The following is a 13,793-nucleotide window of genomic DNA, read 5'->3' on the forward strand; positions in this document are numbered from 1 at the left end:
AGATTTAAAAGCTTCACAAGCTCTGAGGTGCCCCGCAAGGGGCCTCGAAGGACGAGGGCGGGTGGTTGAACGCCGCCAGCAGTATCGACATTTGCCAGTGGCCAGCCCCGTCCTTCGAGGCTCCGCACCTCAGGATGAGGCTGGAGAGAGGGCGCGCCAGCATCCTTGCCCTTCGCTTACGCTCCATGCATTCGCGGCTTTGCCGCTCACCCCCTCATCTGCCTGCCGGCATCAGCCTGGGCGAGCCACGGGTCTCGCCCGTCCTTCGGACCCCCGCTGGGGAGAAGGGGAATCGTGGCAGCCTCTGGCTCTTGCGGAAAATGAGAGCATGCGGCTTGCTCCCGCTTCTCCCCAGCGGGGAGAAGATGCCTGAAGGGCAGATGAGGGGTGAGGAGCGTGAGCGACGAACAGCTTGAGCGGAAGCGAAAGGTGGCGGTTGACGCGGTTCCAATTCCCCCAAAAGCAAAAGGCCGGCTTTCGCCGGCCTTTTTCCCGAATCCCCCTGAAATCCTTAGCGCAGTGCGCCGACCAGAACGTCGCGGCCGTTCTCGATGGTGACCCAGCGGCCGGCATTGTAGCTCGACTGGCGCTTGACGAAAGAATAGGGCGTTCCGAACCACGGCTTGACGTCGGCGGCGAGGTTGTCGAGCACGAAGTCGCCCTCGGCGGTGCGCAGCGTCAGGACGGCATGGCCCTCGCCATCGGGCTTGCGCACGACGGTCATCAGCAGGTCGGCGGCCGGAACGCCGCGCTGGATCAGGATGCGGCGCTTCAGGAGCGCGAAATCCTCGCAGTCGCCGGCGGTGGTCGGATAGGCCCAGACTTCATCCTTGCCGTAGATTTCCTTGTCGGTCATCGGCGTGATCGTGCGATTGATCGTGGCGTTGACCGAACGGACGAGCGACCACTTGGCCGGGGTCATCTCGACAGGGCCCGCATTGCGGTTTGCGCCGCATTCACTGCTGTGGGTCTGACAGAAATCATAATGGCCGATCGGCTGCGAAGTGGCGTTGCCTGTTACCATGGAAGCATTTCTGCTTGGAGCTGGGATGGCGGCAGTCGCCATCGCAAACACGGCCATCATGGCCACAAAGATACCTTTGATCCGCACGCCCGCTCTTTCCTCGATCGCCCCTTAATTATTAACAAACTGTTAATGGAGAGGGCCGAGAAGAGTCAATCGTTACTTCTTGTAGGGGCCTTGCGACCCGCCGACATGGTTAAAATGCAACAAGACGGCGAGCTTGTTCAGCAGGTTATTACCCGGCCATGGAGTTGCGGATGATGCCTTTGACGGCGCTCAGAATAAGGGCGATATCGCTGGGGCGGGACAGGCGATGGTCGCCGTCGCGGATGAAGGTCAGCACCACGTCGTCGGCAGGAAGGTGCTCGACAAGTTTCATCGCATGCGCATGCGGCACGTCGGGATCCTTCATGCCCTGGAGAATATGCACCGGGCAACCCGTTTCGATCATGCCGTCGAGCACGCGGTTCTTGCGGCCATCCTCGATCAGCGCCCTGGTATAGATGTCCGGCTCCGGGCTGTATTGCGAGCGCTCTTCGAAATAGCCGCGCTCCGTCAGTGACTTGCGCTCCTTGGCCGTCAGGTTCGGCTCGATCAGTTCGGAGGTGAAATCGGGCGCCGGCGCGATCAGCACCATTCCTTCGAGTTCTGGGCCTTCGAGTTTTGGGCCGTCCTGCCGCGCGAACTCCTGCGCCAGCCGCAGCGCAATCCAGCCTCCCATCGAGGAGCCGACGAGAATGACCCGGTCGGGCGCGACGTGGCGGATGACGGCCAGCGCCTCCTCCAGCCAGCGTGAGATCGTGCCGTCGCGAAAGCTGCCGCCGGAAAGCCCGTGGCCGGAATAGTCGAGGCGGATGCAGGCAGTACCGAGTTCGCCCGCCAGTCCGTCGAGCTCCAATGCCTTGGTACCGCACATGTCGGAACGGTAGCCGGATAGCCAAACGAGCGTCGGGGCATTATTGCCGGCTTGCGCCGGGCGCACCAGCATGGCGATCTCACGCGCCGCCTCGCCTTCGCCGACCGTCAGGAACTGCGGCTGGACATTTGGCATCTGATCGGACATCGGGGAAACTCCTGTTGTTTTGGCCTATAAAACAGATTCTTGGCAGGCTGACAGCGGGTGATTTTTCCGCTAAAGGATGATATTGACTCCGTTGCAGCGATAACGAGATACGTTTGTGCACCCTGGTCGGGAGCGCGCGGCTGCAACATTCCGGAAACAACGCGAGGAGAATACGACCATTCGCAGACCTTTTAAGACCGATGCGCCCGTGAAGGACGGCCCGCGCTCGAACCGTGAAATCCGCATTCCCAAAGTTCAGCTGATCGCGGCTGACGGACAGAATATGGGCATCGTGCCCACCGACCAGGCCTTGAGAATGGCAGAAGAAGCCGGCCTCGATCTTGTCGAAATTTCCCCCAATGCCGAACCGCCGGTGTGCAAGATCCTCGATCTGGGCAAGCTGAAATACGCCAACCAGAAGAAGGCGGCCGAGGCGCGCAAGAAGCAGAAGATCGTCGAAGTCAAAGAAATCAAGATGCGCCCGAATATCGACACCCATGATTATGAGGTGAAGATGAAGGCGATGGGCCGCTTCTTCGACGAGGGTGACAAGGTCAAGGTGACGCTGAAGTTCCGCGGCCGTGAAATGGCCCACCAGGAGCTCGGCATGAAGCTTCTGCAGCAGGTCAAGGCCGACACGCTTGAGATCGCCAAGGTCGAAGCCGAGCCCAAGCTCGAAGGCCGTCAGATGATGATGGTGCTGGCGCCGAAGTAAGCGCCAGACACCTTTTTGCCCAAGGCCGTCCGCAAGGGCGGCTTTTGTGCTTTCGGCCCTCCCGATTTTGGGCTGGCGAAGATTCCTCCGCGGCCCCGTTGCACTTTCATGACGCTGCGGTTATAAGCGCGCGTCCGAACTGACCGGCAGGGCATGCCGTGGCAGTTTCGAATGCTTGCGGAACGGTTCGTCGCCGAAGCCGCAGATCAACAACAAACGCTCCCGCACCTTGTTGCGACGGCCGGAGAACCGGACTTCGCGAGAGGGCTTTTTTGATGAAGCGCGCAGGGAGGACAGAAGGAGTAGCAAAATGCCCAAGATGAAGACGAAGTCCTCTGCCAAGAAGCGGTTCAAGATCACCGCGACGGGCAAGGTCAAGGCTGCCGCTGCCGGCAAGCGCCATGGCATGATCAAGCGTACCAACAAGTTCATTCGCGATGCACGTGGCACGATGGTTCTTGCAGAACCGGATGGCCGCAAGGTTATCAAGAATTACCTGCCGAACGGTCTCTGAGACTCGTCCGCGAACGCTAGATTTAAGGAGATCATGATATGGCACGTGTAAAAAGAGGCGTCACCTCTCACGCCAAGCACAAGAAGGTTCTGAAGGCCGCTAAGGGCTTTTACGGCCGCCGCAAGAACACCATCCGCGCCGCCAAGGCCGCTGTCGACCGGTCGAAGCAGTACGCTTACCGCGACCGCAAGGTCAACAAGCGCAACTTCCGCGCGCTCTGGATCCAGCGCATCAACGCCGCTGTCCGCGAATTCGGCCTGACCTACGGCCGCTTCATCGACGGCCTGAACAAGGCCGGCATCGAAGTCGACCGCAAGGTTCTCTCCGACATGGCGATCCACGAGCCGGAAGCGTTCGGCGCGCTCGTCAATGCTGCCAAGAAGGCCCTTGAATACCTCAAGGAAACCGGTACGGCCAACGAGTTTGAAGGCGCGGTTCGTTAACCAGCGCTTCCCAAGCTTGACGCTTTTTTGAATTTTGGGAAACCCGCGCTGGTTTGGGCTAGCGCGGGTTTTTCTTTCTTTATATCCCTTGCGCCGGTCGGCGCCCCCTGCCTCCCGATCCCCGCCTGATACTGGACGGAAAGAAGTGACAATGTCAGATATCGACCAGCTCAACTCATCGCTGCTCGCGGAAATCGCCGCCGCCAATGACGAGGCCGCCCTGGAAGCCGTGCGCGTCTCCGCGCTCGGCAAGAAGGGCTCGGTCTCGGAACTCCTGAAGACGCTCGGCGCGATGACGCCGGAGGAGCGCCAGACCCGGGGTGCTGCGATCAACGCCCTGAAGAATGCGGTGACGGATGCCGTCGCCGAACGCAAGTCGGTGCTGAAAATGGCGGCGGTCAACGCCCGCCTGAAGGCCGAAACCGTCGATGTCAGCCTGCCGGTGCGCTCCTCACCGGCCGAGCGCGGCCGCATCCATCCGATCAGCCAGATCGTCGATGAGATCACCGCGATCTTCGCCGACATGGGGTTCTCGATCGCCGAAGGTCCCGATATCGAGACCGATTATTACAATTTCACCGCGCTGAATTTTCCCGAAGGCCATCCGGCCCGCGAGATGCACGACACGTTCTTCTTCAATCCTGATGAAAACGGTGAGCGCAAGGTGCTGCGCACGCACACCTCGCCGGTGCAGGTGCGCACCATGGAAGCGCAGAAGCCGCCGATCCGCATCATCATTCCCGGCAAGACCTATCGCCAGGACAGCGACGCCACGCATTCGCCGATGTTCCACCAGGTCGAGGGCTTGGTCATCGACAAGAAGGCCAATGTCGCCAATATCCGCTGGGTGCTCGAGGAGTTCTGCAAGACCTTCTTCGAGGTCGACAGCGTGACGATGCGTTTCCGCCCGTCCTTCTTCCCCTTCACCGAGCCCTCCTTCGAGGTCGATATCCAGTGCGACCGCTCTGGCCCGATCGTCAAGTTCGGCGAAGGCACCGATTGGATGGAGATTCTCGGCTGCGGCATGGTGCATCCGAACGTGCTGCGTTATGGCGGCCTCGATCCGGACGAGTATCAGGGTTTTGCCTGGGGCATGGGCCTCGATCGCATCGCCATGCTGAAATACGGCATGCCCGACCTGCGCGACTTCTTCAATGCCGACGTCCGCTGGATGACGCATTACGGCTTCCGCCCGCTCGACATGCCGACATTGTTCGGCGGCCTCAGCGCTTGAACGGAGAATTGAGACGATGAAATTCACGCTCTCCTGGCTGAAAGAGCATCTGGAAACGGATGCCACGCTCGATGAAATCTGCACGCGCCTGACCGAGATCGGGCTGGAAGTGGAGGATGTCGACGACAAGGCAGCATTCAAGCCCTTCGTCATCGCAAGAGTTGTCTCGGCGGAAAAACATCCGCAGGCCGATCGCCTGAAGGTGCTGATGGTCGACACCGGCACCGGTGCGCCGGTCCAGGTCGTCTGCGGCGCTCCAAATGCGCGCGCCGGCCTCGTCGGCGCCTTCGCCGCACCCGGAACCTATGTTCCTGGAATCGATGCGACACTTGCCGTCGGCAATATCCGCGGCGTCGAAAGCCGCGGCATGATGTGCTCCGAAAAGGAAATGCAGATCTCCGACAGTCACGACGGCATCATCGATCTGCCCGACGACGCGCCGGTCGGAAAGAGTTATGCCGCCTATGCGCATCTCGACGACCCGGTCATCGAGATCAACCTGACGCCCAATCGGCCGGACTGCACCTCGATCCACGGCATCGCCCGCGATCTCGCCGCCTCCGGCCTCGGCACGCTGAAGACCCGGGCGGCGCCGTCCTTTTCCGTCGAAGGCGAAACGCCGGTCAGGCTGACGCTCGATCTCGACGATGCCAAGCTCTGCCCCGGCTTTTCGCTCCGCCTCGTGCGCGGCGTCAGGAACGGCCCGAGCCCGCGCTGGATGCAGCAGCGGCTGACCGCGATCGGCCTGCGCCCCATCAACGCGCTGGTCGACATCACCAATTACATGACCTTCGATCAGGGCCGGCCGATGCACGTCTTCGACGCCGCCAAGGTCACGGGCAATCTCACCGTTCGCCGCGCCAGGGAAGGCGAGACCGTGCTGGCGCTCGACCAGCGCGAATACAAGCTTGGTCCGAGCAACGTCGTCATCGCCGATGAAGACGGGATCGAATCGATCGGCGGCATCATGGGCGGCGAACACTCCGGCTGCGACGAGAACACCGTCGACGTGCTGATCGAATCGGCCCTCTGGGACCCGATGAACATCGCCAAATCGGGCCGCAGCCTGGGTATTATCACCGATGCCCGCTACCGTTTCGAGCGCGGCGTCGATCCGGAATATATGGTTCCCGGTCTCGAACGCACGACGGAACTGGTGCTTGAGCTCTGCGGCGGCACGGCCGCACGGGCCGAGGTCGTCGGCTACAAGTCTCACGAGCCGAAGGTCGTCGATTTCCCCTATTCGGAGGTCAAGCGCCTGACCGGCCTGGAAGTCTCGACGGAGGAAAGCAACGCGATCCTCGCCCGCCTCGGCTTCACGGTTTCCGGCTCCGGCGAACGCGTTTCCGTCTCCGTTCCGTCGTGGCGCCCCGATGTCGACGGCAAGGCCGATCTCGTCGAGGAGGTCATGCGCATCCACGGCGTCGACAAGATCAAGCCGGCGCCGCTCGAAAGCCATGCCGCCGTCAACGGCAGGATCCTGACGACGCTGCAGATCCGCACGCGCGCGGCCAAGCGCGCGCTTGCCTCGCGCGGCATGCTGGAGGCCGTCACCTGGTCCTTCATTCCGGAAGATCAGGCGAAGCTCTTCGGCGGTGGTTCGCCGGCCCTCAAGCTTGCCAATCCGATCGCCGCGGAAATGTCGGACATGCGCCCTTCGCTGCTGCCGGGCCTGCTGACGGCTGCCCAGCGCAATGCCGACAAAGGCTATGGTGACGTGGCGATTTTCGAGGTCTCGGGCACCTATGAGAATGACAGGCCGGACGGTCAGCACCGCGTTGCCGGCGGCATCCGCCGCGGCACTGCCTCGCTCGCCGGCGGAGGCCGCATGTGGTCGAATGCAGTGAAGGGCGGCGGCAAACCGGTCGACGTCTTCGACGCCAAGGCCGATGCGCTCGCCGTCATCGAAGCCTGCGGCTTGCCGATGGGCAATATCCAAATCGAGCAGGGCGGCCCGGAATGGTATCACCCCGGCCGCTCCGGCACGATCAAGATGGGGCCGAAGGTGGTGCTCGGTTACTTCGGCGAATTCCACCCGCTGACCCTGGAAGCGCTCGATGTCTCCGGCGCCCTCTGTGGCTTCGAGGTCTATCTCGACGCGATGGCCGAGCCAAAGAAGAAGGCGACCCGCACCAAGCCGGCGCTGGAACTGTCACCCTTCCAGGCGGTCAAGCGCGACTTCGCCTTCGTCGTCGATAAGACGGTGGAATCGGGCGCCATCATCAAGGCTGCGACCGGGGCAGACCGCAAGCTCGTCACCGGCGTCAACGTCTTCGACATCTTCGAAGGTGCGTCTGTCGGCGACGGCAAGAAATCGGTGGCGATCGAGGTTCAGATCCAGCCGGTCGAGCGCACGTTGACGGATGAGGATTTCGAAGCGCTGACGCAGAAGATCGTCGCGAGCGTCACGAAATTCACCGGCGGCGTCCTCAGAAGCTGATCCCGCGGTCTCCCGAAAACAAAGAACCGGTCGTTGCGGCGGCCGGTTCGTTCACGTGTGAAGATGGTAGAGCTTGCTGACGATGACCCATCGGCCGTCGATCTTCAGCAATGAGAGATAGTCGGTAAAGCGCATTCCGGCGAAATCGTCGGTGACCTTGACGCTCGCCGCCTCACCCTCGACATCGACGCTTTGTATGTCCATGAAGGGCTGCGTGCCGGGCGGCGCCGGCTCCTCCGCCAGGATCGCGGTGATGAATTCGTCCCGGGTCAGCCATTCGACGGCGTTCTGGTAGTAGCCGATGATCGAGCTTTGCGGGTGAAAGGCTTTCTTCAAGGCTGCCGCATTGGCGAAGGCCATGCCTTCGACATAGAGATGAACCGTCTGTTCGACTGCCTGCCTGTCCGACATGTTTCCATCCCGTTCTCCGAGATGGCGTTAGATAGTTTCGCCGGCGGCGAAGGCAAGCCCGGCCGAGTGCATCAGGTCGGGCTTCTTCGATTACAGATTCGTCATCGCAAGCGAGGCGTCCGAATAGCGTTTTCCCGCCACCTGTGCGGCGGGGATCGCTTCGCCGAGCCGCTGCAGTTCGGCTGCGCTCAGCGTGATATCGGCAGCGGCGGCGTTCTGTTCGAGATGGTGAAGCTTGCGGGCGCCGGGGATCGGCACGATGTCGTCGCCCTGGCTCAGCACCCAGGCCAGCGCCAGTTGCGCGGCCGTCACGCCCTTTTCGGCTGCAAGCTCTTCGAGCGCTGCGACGAGGGCGACGTTGGCATCGAAATTTTCCGCCTGGAAACGCGGCACCTGCCGGCGGAAATCGTCGGCGGCGAGATCGTCGGCCTTGCGGATCGCTCCCGTCAGGAAGCCGCGGCCGAGCGGGCTGTAGGGCACGAAGCCGATGCCGAGTTCACGGCAGGTGGCAAGCACGTCCTCTTCTGGATCGCGAGTCCAAAGCGAATATTCGCTCTGAAGCGCCGCGATCGGATGGACCGCATGCGCCCGGCGGATGGTGGCGCTGCCGGCTTCCGAAAGGCCGAGCGCGCGGACTTTGCCTTCCCTCACCAGCTCGGCCATGACGCCGACCGTCTCCTCGATCAGCACGTTGGGGTCGACCCGGTGCTGGTAGAGCAGGTCGATGGTCTCGATGCCGAGACGTTTCAGCGAAGCCTCGGCAACCGCCCTGATATGTTCGGGGCGGCTGTCGACGCCGGCGATGGCGGCAGCGCCCGCCTTACTGGTATCGATCTTGAAGCCGAATTTGGTGGCGATCACCACGCGGTCGCGAAAAGGCTTCAGCGCTTTTCCGAGGAGGACCTCGTTGGTGAAAGGACCGTAGACTTCGGCGGTGTCGAAGAAGGTGACGCCGAGATCGACGGCGCGGTTGAGCGTCCGGATCGATTCCGCTTCATCGCTGGCGCCATAGGCAAAGCTCATGCCCATGCAGCCGAGGCCGACGGCCGAGACAGTGAGATCGTTTCCGAGTTTCCGGGTTTTCATGCCGCGCTCCTTTTTCTGAGCTGATTGTGAACCGCTGAGGATATGGTTGCGGTACTATATCGGCGGGGCATCGATCAGAAAATGCATGCAGTTTATAACAGCCTGTTCTATAATTTAGATCAATGAACAGAACTCAGCTCTCGCAACTCGCGGTTCTCGCTGCCGTTTCCGAGCATCGCAGCTTTCGTGCAGCGGCCAGGGAGCTCCTCGTCGCGCCGTCGGCCATCAGCCATGCGATCTCGAGCCTTGAGGAAAGCCTGGGCGTCAGACTTCTGGCGCGCACCACCCGCAGCGTCGCGCCGACGGAGGAGGGCCGCCTGCTCCTCGAACGGCTCCGCCCGGCGCTGGAGGAGATCGATGTTGCCTTGGAGGCCGTCAGAGATACGCGCAGCAAGCCCGCGGGAAATCTGCGCATCACCGCGCCGCGCTTCGCCTCCGATATTTTGCTCGCTCCGCGCCTCGGCGATTTTCTCAATCTCTACCCCGACATTACACTGGAGATCGCCAATGAGGACGGTTTCACCGATATTGTCAGGGAGGGTTTCGACGCCGGCATCCGGCTGGAGGAAAGTCTCGAGGCCGATATGATCGCCGTCAGGATCTCGCCCAAGCTGACCACCGTCATCGCGGCCTCGCCGGATTATTTCGAGCGCTACCCGAAGCCGGAGCATCCGCGCGATCTTGTCCATCACCGCTGCATCAAGCGGCGCTTCACCAACGGCTCCATCTATCGCTGGGAATTCGAAAAGGACGGTCAGGAACTGATCGTTGCAGTCGATGGGCCGCTTGTTGTCAGCGAAGACCGGCTGGCCCTGCTTGCGGCGCTGAACGGTGCCGGCCTCGCCTATCTCTTCGATATGCGGGTTCATGCCGAACTGGCAGCCGGCAGACTGGTGCGGGTGCTGAAGGATTGGTGCGCGCCCTATCCCGGCCCATTCGTCTATTATCCGAGCCGTCGGCAGATGCGGCCGGCGCTGCGCGCCTTCATAGACTTCTTCAAATATGCGGGAGACGGATAAGGGTGGCCGGTCGAGATGACGGCCACCCTTTCCATATGGGTCAGGCGGCCTTCGCCTTCTGGTTCGCCGCGGTGGTGGCGAGCTGCGAGAGTTTCTTGTCGGTGGCCGTCTCTTCCTGCAGCGTCTGATCGAGCAGGCTGACGACATCCTTGAGGCCGAGCGTTGCAGCCCAGGTTTTCAGCGTACCGTAACGGGCGATTTCATAGTGTTCGACGGACTGCGCGGCCGAAATCAGACCGGCATCCAGCGCCGGCGTGCCCTTGAATTCTTCCATGATCTCTTCGCCCTCGGCGATAATGCCCTGGATCGCCTCGCAGGTCTTGCCCTGGGCGCGCTTGCCGATCTTTTCGAACACCTGCTGCAGGCGCTCGACCTGGGCTTCGGTTTCCTCGAGATGCTTCTGGAAGCCCGCCTTCACGTCGGAGGACTGGGCGGCCCGCGCCATCTTCGGCAGGGCGCGCAATATCTGCCGCTCGGCGAAGTAAATATCCTTGAGCGTGTCGTAGAAGAGATCTTCCAACGTCTTTTCCTTGGCCATTTTCTCGATCCTTGTTTTGGGAAAGGCCGCGAACGCGGCGACACATTAAGAAGCAAGGATTGCGCAAATTGTTCCCCAGCGATTTCGGGTGGACTGGAAATCTTCGCCGGGCAATCATCCCGCCGTTGATGTCGGGAGGAAAAATGATGCGGAAGCCGGGTTCGATGAAAGGTCTGGAGGATCTGGGCCGCGTGCGGCTGTCGCAAAACTTCTTCTTCCGCGATTTCCTGCATTCCGAAATCGCCGATTTCTACCGCATCCCCAACATTCCCGAGGATCCCGACCTGGCGATCGAGGCGGGGAGGCGGCTTTGCGAGGAATTGCTGGAGCCGCTGGAGGCAACCTTCGGGCGCCTGCACATTCGCTCCGGCTATCGCTCGCCTGACGTCAACAGGTTTGGCAACGAGAACAAGCTGAACTGCTCGACCAATGCCGCCACATCAGCCCATCACATCTGGGATATCAGGGATTTCGACGGCTGTATGGGCGCTGCCGTCTGTATTGCCGTGCCGTGGATGATCGACCGCTATCGCGATGAAAGCGACTGGCAGCGGCTCGCCTGGTGGATCCACGACCACCTGCCTTATGCTTCGCTCTGCTTCTTCCCCAAGCTCTGGGCCTTCAATATCCAGTGGCACGAACGACCGAAGCGGATCATCCAGAGCTATGTCAGCCCGCGCGGCATCCTCACCAAGCCGGGCATGGCGAACTGGGAGGGCGATCATGGCGCTTTCTACCAGGGATTTCCCGTGCTCAGAAGCTGATACGATAGCGGATGTGGCCGTCGCTTTCGACATAGCTGTCATAGAGCGCCCGCGCGGTCTTGTTGTTTTCGCTCGTATGCCAATAAAGCCGCGACCAGCCCTTCGCCTTGCCGAGCGCGACGAGATCATCCATCAGCGCCCTGCCGACGCCCTTGCCGCGCGCCTCGGGATCGACGAACAGGTCTTCGAGATAGCAGTCCCTGCCGCGAATCCACGTGCCCTCATGGGTGAGATAGAGCGCAAAGCCCATGATCCTGCCGTCGATCTCGGCGACGCGCATGGTGATCGCCGAGGCCGGATCGAAGACCCGGCGCCAGGTCTGGTCGGTGATATCGGCATCGACGGTCACCTGGTAAAAGGCAAGATAGGCCGCCCAGAGTTGGCGCCAGCGGGTTTCGTCTTCGGGGCGGGCATCGCGTATCGTCATGGTCATCGTCCTGTTCTCTCAGCGCCCGGCTTCGTCGAGCAACGCCATCGCGTCATCGGAAAGCGAAAGTGTCGCCGCTTTCACCAGGCTCTCGAGTTGCGAAAGGCTGGTGGCGCTGGCGATCGGCGCCGTCACGCCCTTCTTGCGCAAGAGCCAGGCAAGCGAGATTTCCGCCGGCTTGGCGCCGGTCTCGGCAGACACCTTGTCGAGCGCGGCGAGAATGCGAAGGCCCTTTTCGTCGAGATATTGCGAAACGCGGCCCTCGCGGGCGCGGCCCTGGGTATCGGCCTTGCTGCGGTATTTGCCGGTGAGGAAGCCGGCGGCGAGGCTGAAATAGGTGATGACACCGATATCTTCCTTGACGCAAAGCTCGGCGAGCGGCCCCTCGAAGCTCGCACGTGCGTAGAGATTATATTCCGGCTGCAGCACGTCGTAACGCGGCAGACCGACCTTTTCGGCAGCGTCGAAGGAAGCTTGCAGCAGCCCCGCGTCATAATTCGAGCAGCCGATGGCGCGGACCTTGCCCTGCGCTTTCAGCTTGGCATAGGCGCCGAGCGTTTCTTCGTCCGGCGTATCGGCGTCCGGCCAATGCGAGAGATAGAGGTCGATGTAGTCGGTCTGCAGCCGGCTGAGCGACGCTTCGACCGCTTGCAGAATATAGCTCGCCTTCAGCGTCTTTCCCCGCCCCATGTCCGAGCCGACCTTGGTGATGATGACGGCTTGGTCGCGCGAAATCCTCGCCTGCTTCAGCCAGCGCCCGATGATCTCCTCGGAATCGCCGCCCTTGTTGCCGGGAGCCCAGGCGGAATAGACATCCGCCGTATCGATTGCGTTCAGGCCCGCATCGAAAAAGGCGTCGAGAATGGCGAAGGATGTTTTCTCGTCGGCCGTCCAGCCGAAGACATTGCCGCCGATGACGATCGGCGCGACCGAAAGACCTGTTTTTCCAAGCCGGCGCATTTCCATGACGCTCTCCAAAATCGCTAGGTGAGTGAAATCGCGAATACGGCAAAGTAGCGCGATCCCGGCATCCGGGAAACAAACTTCCGTGATTTCATGTCGCACCATTGCGCCGCAGCGAAGCCCTGAATATGGTTCGCGGACATCAGTTCCGGGAGGTTTGGACATGCTGCGTTTCGGTATCATTTCGACGGCGAAGATCGGTCGCGACAATGTCGTTCCCGCTATCCAGGACGCGGAAAATTGTGTCGTCACGGCGATTGCGAGCCGGGATCTCGCGCGCGCAAGGGAGATGGCCGACCGCTTCTCCGTGCCGCATGCCTTCGGCTCCTATGAGGAGATGCTGGCCTCCGATGTCATCGACGCCGTCTATATCCCGCTGCCGACCTCGCAGCATATCGAATGGTCGATCAAAGCAGCCGATGCCGGCAAGCATGTGCTCTGCGAAAAGCCCTTGGCGCTGAAGGCCGACGATATCGACGCGGTGATCGCCGCTCGCGACCGCAATAAGGTGGTGGTCACGGAAGCCTATATGATCACCTATTCGCCGGTCTGGCAGAAGGTGCGCTCGCTGATCGATGAGGGCGCGATCGGTTCGCTCCGGCATGTGCAGGGCGCCTTCACCTATTTCAATCGCGATGCCACCAACATGCGCAACATCCGCGAGCTCGGCGGTGGCGGCCTTCCCGATATCGGCGTCTATCCCGTCATGAGCACGCGGTTCTCCACCGGCAAGGAGCCGCTCCGGATCCAGGCGATTACCGAGCGCGATCCGGATTTCGGCACCGATATCTATTCGAGCGTCAAGGCCGACTTCGACGATTTCGAGCTGAGCTTCTATGTCTCGACGCAGATGGCCAACCGCCAGATCATGGTCTTCCATGGCACCGACGGTTACATCGAGGTCAAGTCGCCGTTCAACGCCAATCGCTGGGGGCCGGAAGAGATCGAACTTGCCGATCGCAGCCACAATGAATCGCGCATCTTCCGCTTCCAGGACAATCGCCAGTACAGGCGCGAGGTCGAGGCTTTCGCTCGGGCGGTAAAGAACGGCAAGGAAGAGATCGTCACGCTGGAAAATTCGAAGCTGAACCAGAAGGTGATCGATGCGATCTATCGCGCCAGCGAGAAGGACGGCTGGGAGGCGGTCTGATG

At 61.5% G+C, this 13,793-nt stretch carries 15 protein-coding genes; 8 read left to right on the top strand and 7 right to left on the bottom strand.

The window, feature by feature from the left end; all coding sequences use genetic code 11:
- Positions 1–511 precede the first annotated feature (511 nt).
- Together CO655_RS23270 and CO655_RS23275 are read right to left on the bottom strand one after the other, a co-directional pair.
- The gene (locus CO655_RS23270) at positions 512–1,111 is read right to left on the bottom strand and encodes a transglutaminase-like cysteine peptidase (protein WP_097606756.1); all 600 of its coding nucleotides are present in this window, start codon (positions 1,109–1,111) and stop codon (positions 512–514) included.
- Between the two features lie 148 nt (positions 1,112–1,259).
- A complete protein-coding gene (locus tag CO655_RS23275; protein WP_097666934.1) occupies positions 1,260–2,087 on the bottom strand; it encodes an alpha/beta hydrolase in 828 nt (275 codons plus the stop codon).
- A gap of 178 nt (positions 2,088–2,265) precedes the next feature.
- Between CO655_RS23275 and infC the strand changes: the two genes are divergently transcribed.
- The 5 genes from infC (at position 2,266) to pheT (ending at position 7,433) form a co-directional block, all read left to right on the top strand.
- Positions 2,266–2,802 carry a translation initiation factor IF-3 gene (gene infC / locus CO655_RS23280; RefSeq protein WP_082928759.1) on the top strand — a complete coding sequence of 179 codons (537 nt, stop codon included), beginning with the start codon at positions 2,266–2,268 and terminating at the stop codon, positions 2,800–2,802.
- Between the two features lie 310 nt (positions 2,803–3,112).
- The gene (rpmI, locus tag CO655_RS23285; RefSeq protein ID WP_003570998.1) at positions 3,113–3,316 is read left to right on the top strand and encodes a 50S ribosomal protein L35; all 204 of its coding nucleotides are present in this window, start codon (positions 3,113–3,115) and stop codon (positions 3,314–3,316) included.
- Between the two features lie 38 nt (positions 3,317–3,354).
- Positions 3,355–3,759: a 50S ribosomal protein L20 gene (gene rplT, locus CO655_RS23290; RefSeq protein WP_064681475.1), complete on the top strand. Its 405-nt coding sequence runs from the start codon at positions 3,355–3,357 to the stop codon at positions 3,757–3,759.
- 151 nt (positions 3,760–3,910) lie between these two features.
- On the top strand, positions 3,911–4,993 hold the full coding sequence (pheS, locus tag CO655_RS23295; RefSeq protein ID WP_097606758.1) for a phenylalanine--tRNA ligase subunit alpha: 1,083 nt from the start codon (positions 3,911–3,913) through the stop codon (positions 4,991–4,993).
- Positions 4,994–5,009: 16 nt separating this feature from the next.
- Positions 5,010–7,433 carry a phenylalanine--tRNA ligase subunit beta gene (gene pheT / locus CO655_RS23300; protein WP_097666939.1) on the top strand — a complete coding sequence of 808 codons (2,424 nt, stop codon included), beginning with the start codon at positions 5,010–5,012 and terminating at the stop codon, positions 7,431–7,433.
- Positions 7,434–7,484: 51 nt separating this feature from the next.
- Here pheT and CO655_RS23305 read toward each other — a convergent pair whose 3' ends face one another.
- Entirely contained in the window at positions 7,485–7,844 is a 360-nt protein-coding gene (locus CO655_RS23305; RefSeq protein WP_064681472.1) for a nuclear transport factor 2 family protein, read from the bottom strand.
- Positions 7,845–7,934: 90 nt separating this feature from the next.
- Entirely contained in the window at positions 7,935–8,930 is a 996-nt protein-coding gene (locus tag CO655_RS23310; protein WP_097666942.1) for an aldo/keto reductase, read from the bottom strand.
- A gap of 122 nt (positions 8,931–9,052) precedes the next feature.
- On the opposite strand from CO655_RS23310, the gene CO655_RS23315 reads away from it, so the two are divergent.
- Entirely contained in the window at positions 9,053–9,949 is an 897-nt protein-coding gene (locus CO655_RS23315) for a LysR family transcriptional regulator (RefSeq protein WP_097666944.1), read from the top strand.
- 40 nt (positions 9,950–9,989) lie between these two features.
- On the opposite strand, the gene CO655_RS23320 is transcribed toward CO655_RS23315, so the two are convergent.
- Entirely contained in the window at positions 9,990–10,487 is a 498-nt protein-coding gene (locus tag CO655_RS23320) for a ferritin-like domain-containing protein (RefSeq protein ID WP_097666946.1), read from the bottom strand.
- A 146-nt stretch (positions 10,488–10,633) separates the two neighbouring features.
- On the opposite strand from CO655_RS23320, the gene CO655_RS23325 reads away from it, so the two are divergent.
- A complete protein-coding gene (locus tag CO655_RS23325) occupies positions 10,634–11,251 on the top strand; it encodes a hypothetical protein (protein WP_097667071.1) in 618 nt (205 codons plus the stop codon).
- Here the strand turns inward: CO655_RS23325 and CO655_RS23330 are convergent.
- Complete coding sequence (locus CO655_RS23330) at positions 11,241–11,684, bottom strand: GNAT family N-acetyltransferase (RefSeq protein WP_097606763.1); 444 nt, start codon at positions 11,682–11,684, stop codon at positions 11,241–11,243. The two genes, CO655_RS23325 and CO655_RS23330, sit on opposite strands and share 11 nt — an antisense overlap.
- 12 nt (positions 11,685–11,696) lie before the next feature.
- Entirely contained in the window at positions 11,697–12,644 is a 948-nt protein-coding gene (locus CO655_RS23335) for an aldo/keto reductase (protein ID WP_097666948.1), read from the bottom strand.
- A gap of 160 nt (positions 12,645–12,804) precedes the next feature.
- On the opposite strand from CO655_RS23335, the gene CO655_RS23340 reads away from it, so the two are divergent.
- Complete coding sequence (locus CO655_RS23340) at positions 12,805–13,791, top strand: Gfo/Idh/MocA family oxidoreductase (RefSeq protein ID WP_097666950.1); 987 nt, start codon at positions 12,805–12,807, stop codon at positions 13,789–13,791.
- The last annotated feature ends 2 nt before the right edge of the window (positions 13,792–13,793 follow it).

The organism is Rhizobium sp. M1, assembly GCF_002531805.1.
Classification (GTDB): Bacteria; Pseudomonadota; Alphaproteobacteria; order Rhizobiales; family Rhizobiaceae; genus Rhizobium; species Rhizobium etli_C.

Bases quoted from the DNA above. Each gene is read 5' to 3' on its own strand.
- CO655_RS23340 (WP_097666950.1), top strand. From the start codon at position 12,805: ATGCTGCGTTTCGGTATCATTTCGACGGCGAAGATCGGTCGCGACAAT.
- CO655_RS23325 (WP_097667071.1), top strand. From the start codon at position 10,634: ATGCGGAAGCCGGGTTCGATGAAAGGTCTGGAGGATCTGGGCCGCGTG.
- CO655_RS23320 (WP_097666946.1), bottom strand. From the start codon at position 10,487: ATGGCCAAGGAAAAGACGTTGGAAGATCTCTTCTACGACACGCTCAAG.
- rplT (WP_064681475.1), top strand. From the start codon at position 3,355: ATGGCACGTGTAAAAAGAGGCGTCACCTCTCACGCCAAGCACAAGAAG.
- CO655_RS23315 (WP_097666944.1), top strand. From the start codon at position 9,053: ATGAACAGAACTCAGCTCTCGCAACTCGCGGTTCTCGCTGCCGTTTCC.
- CO655_RS23305 (WP_064681472.1), bottom strand. From the start codon at position 7,844: ATGTCGGACAGGCAGGCAGTCGAACAGACGGTTCATCTCTATGTCGAA.
- CO655_RS23275 (WP_097666934.1), bottom strand. From the start codon at position 2,087: ATGTCCGATCAGATGCCAAATGTCCAGCCGCAGTTCCTGACGGTCGGC.
- CO655_RS23335 (WP_097666948.1), bottom strand. From the start codon at position 12,644: ATGGAAATGCGCCGGCTTGGAAAAACAGGTCTTTCGGTCGCGCCGATC.
- CO655_RS23330 (WP_097606763.1), bottom strand. From the start codon at position 11,684: ATGACCATGACGATACGCGATGCCCGCCCCGAAGACGAAACCCGCTGG.
- pheS (WP_097606758.1), top strand. From the start codon at position 3,911: ATGTCAGATATCGACCAGCTCAACTCATCGCTGCTCGCGGAAATCGCC.
- rpmI (WP_003570998.1), top strand. From the start codon at position 3,113: ATGCCCAAGATGAAGACGAAGTCCTCTGCCAAGAAGCGGTTCAAGATC.
- CO655_RS23310 (WP_097666942.1), bottom strand. From the start codon at position 8,930: ATGAAAACCCGGAAACTCGGAAACGATCTCACTGTCTCGGCCGTCGGC.
- pheT (WP_097666939.1), top strand. From the start codon at position 5,010: ATGAAATTCACGCTCTCCTGGCTGAAAGAGCATCTGGAAACGGATGCC.